Genomic DNA, 3,266 nt, shown 5'->3' on the forward strand with positions numbered 1-3,266 from the left:
CATATTGCTTGAGAGTTCAGCTTCCTGATTTTTACATCAGATGCTCTTTAACAAGGTAAAACAATTTGTAGTAATACACTGCAAGGCGAGGTTAAGTACTAACAATACTTAATCAGCAATTTTTGTGTGTCTCTCAAGCACACAATCCGGTGTTTGAATGCTTGGTCGCATTCAAATACATACAACGTGCAGTTGTACTTGCTTAAGTTATGGAAACATAGCGTAAGCGCAAGTCAATGCGCGTCCAGTCGTTAGTAGTCGTTTGTGTTGTATGGTCAAGCGACTAAGCGTATACGGTGGATGCCTTGGCAGCTGGAGGCGATGAAGGACGTAGGAGCCTGCGAAAAGTCTAGGGGAGCTGGCACACAAGCTTTGATCCTGGAATGTCCGAATGGGGAAACCCACCTGTTTTACAGGTATCGCATACTGAATACATAGGTATGCGAGGCGAACCCGGGGAACTGAAACATCTAAGTACCCGGAGGAAAAGAAATCAACCGAGATTCCCTGAGTAGCGGCGAGCGAAAGGGGATTAGCCCTTAAGCTCTTTATGTCTTAGTGGAAGGATCTGGAAAGTTCCGCGATACAGGGTGATAGCCCCGTACACGAAAAGGCACATTGAGTGAAATCGAGTAGGTCGGGACACGTGTTATCTTGACTGAACATGGGGGGACCATCCTCCAAGGCTAAATACTCCCAGCTGACCGATAGTGAACCAGTACCGTGAGGGAAAGGCGAAAAGAACCCCGGAGAGGGGAGTGAAATAGAACCTGAAACCGTATACGTACAAGCAGTAGGAGCCCTTCGGGGTGACTGCGTACCTTTTGTATAATGGGTCAGCGACTTATTGTCTGTAGCAAGGTTAACCGCATAGGGGAGCCGTAGAGAAATCGAGTCTTAATAGGGCGTTTAGTTGCAGGCAATAGACCCGAAACCCGGCGATCTATCCATGGGCAGGTTGAAGGTTGAGTAACATCAACTGGAGGACCGAACTCACTAATGTTGAAAAATTAGGAGATGACCTGTGGATCGGAGTGAAAGGCTAATCAAGCCGGGAGATAGCTGGTTCTCCTCGAAAGCTATTTAGGTAGCGCCTCGCGTCTCACCCTCGGGGGTAGAGCACTGTTTGGGCTAGGGGGTCATCCCGACTTACCAACCCCATGCAAACTCCGAATACCGAGGAGTGCAATCGCGGGAGACACACGGCGGGTGCTAACGTCCGTCGTGGAAAGGGAAACAACCCAGACCGCCAGCTAAGGTCCCAAATATCAGTTAAGTGGGAAACGATGTGGGAAGGCCCAGACAGCTAGGAGGTTGGCTTAGAAGCAGCCATCCTTTAAAGAAAGCGTAATAGCTCACTAGTCGAGTCGGCCCGCGCGGAAGATATACCGGGGCTCAAACTGATAACCGAAGCTGCGGATGCTTTTTAAGCATGGTAGAGGAGCGTTGTGTAAGCCGCTGAAGGTGAACTGTGAGGTTTGCTGGAGGTATCACAAGTGCGAATGCTGACATGAGTAACGACAAGGGGGGTGAAAAACCTCCCCGCCGGAAGACCAAGGGTTCCTGTCCAACGCTAATCGGGACAGGGTTAGTCGGCCCCTAAGGCGAGGGCGAAAGCCGTAGTCGATGGGAAACAGGTTAATATTCCTGTACTTGCAATTGCTGCGATGGAGTGACGGAGAAGGCTAGGCCAGCATGGCGATTGGTTGTCCATGTTTAAGGTTGTAGGCTGGGGACTTAGGCAAATCCGGGTCCCTAAGGCTGAGAACTGATGACGAGTCTCTTTTAGAGACGAAGTGGTTGATGCCCTGCTTCCAGGAAAAACTTCTAAGCTTCAGGCAATTGTGAACCGTACTCTAAACCGACACAGGTGGTCAGGTAGAGAATACCAAGGCGCTTGAGAGAACTCTGGTGAAGGAACTAGGCAAAATGGTACCGTAACTTCGGGAGAAGGTACGCCGGTTTTGGTGATGGGACTTGCTCCCTAAGCTGAGGCCGGTCGAAGTGACCAGGTGGCTGCGACTGTTTATTAAAAACATAGCACTCTGCAAACACGTAAGTGGACGTATAGGGTGTGACGCCTGCCCGGTGCCGGAAGGTTAATTGATGGGGTTAGCTTATGCGAAGCTCTTGATCGAAGCCCCGGTAAACGGCGGCCGTAACTATAACGGTCCTAAGGTAGCGAAATTCCTTGTCGGGTAAGTTCCGACCTGCACGAATGGCGTAACGATGGCCACGCTGTCTCCACCAGAGACTCAGTGAAATTGAAATCGCTGTTAAGATGCAGTGTACCCGCGGCTAGACGGAAAGACCCCGTGAACCTTTACTACAGCTTTGCACTGAACTTTGAGCCTACTTGTGTAGGATAGGTGGGAGGCTTTGAAGCAGTAACGCCAGTTACTGTGGAGCCATCCTTGAAATACCACCCTGGTATGTTTGAGGTTCTAACTCTGGTCCGTTATCCGGATCGAGGACAGTGTATGGTGGGTAGTTTGACTGGGGCGGTCTCCTCCCAAAGAGTAACGGAGGAGTACGAAGGTGCACTCAGCATGGTCGGAAATCATGCAATGAGCATAATGGTATAAGTGCGCTTGACTGCGAGTCAGACATGACGAGCAGGTACGAAAGTAGGTCATAGTGATCCGGTGGTTCTGTATGGAAGGGCCATCGCTCAACGGATAAAAGGTACTCCGGGGATAACAGGCTGATACCGCCCAAGAGTTCACATCGACGGCGGTGTTTGGCACCTCGATGTCGGCTCATCACATCCTGGGGCTGAAGCCGGTCCCAAGGGTATGGCTGTTCGCCATTTAAAGTGGTACGCGAGCTGGGTTTAGAACGTCGTGAGACAGTTCGGTCCCTATCTGCCGTGGGCGTTGGAGATTTGAGAAGAGTTGCTCCTAGTACGAGAGGACCGGAGTGAACGAACCTCTGGTGTTCGGGTTGTCACGCCAGTGGCATTGCCCGGTAGCTATGTTCGGACGGGATAACCGCTGAAAGCATCTAAGCGGGAAGCCTCCTTCAAGATGAGATCTCCCTGACTCCTTGAGAGTCCTGAAGGGCCGTGGAAGACTACCACGTTGATAGGCTGGGTGTGGAAGCGTTGTGAGGCGTTGAGCTAACCAGTACTAATTGCCCGTGCGGCTTGACCATACAACAGAGATGGTTACTAACGATTGGGATTGTGTCCCATCGAGAGACGCGCAAAACTTGCGGTGTATTACTACAGATTGTTTTACCGATTTATTTGGGGTTATCGCCGGTCA

General features: G+C 50.9%; 1 rRNA gene. It reads left to right on the forward strand.

What is annotated here, in order from left to right:
* Nucleotides 1-273 precede the first annotated feature (273 nt).
* A 23S ribosomal RNA gene (locus tag LC093_RS20015) occupies nt 274-3,153 on the forward strand.
* The last annotated feature ends 113 nt before the right edge of the window (nt 3,154-3,266 follow it).

This window comes from Microbulbifer aggregans (genome assembly GCF_020524005.1).
In the GTDB taxonomy this organism is placed as follows: Bacteria; Pseudomonadota; Gammaproteobacteria; order Pseudomonadales; family Cellvibrionaceae; genus Microbulbifer; species Microbulbifer aggregans_A.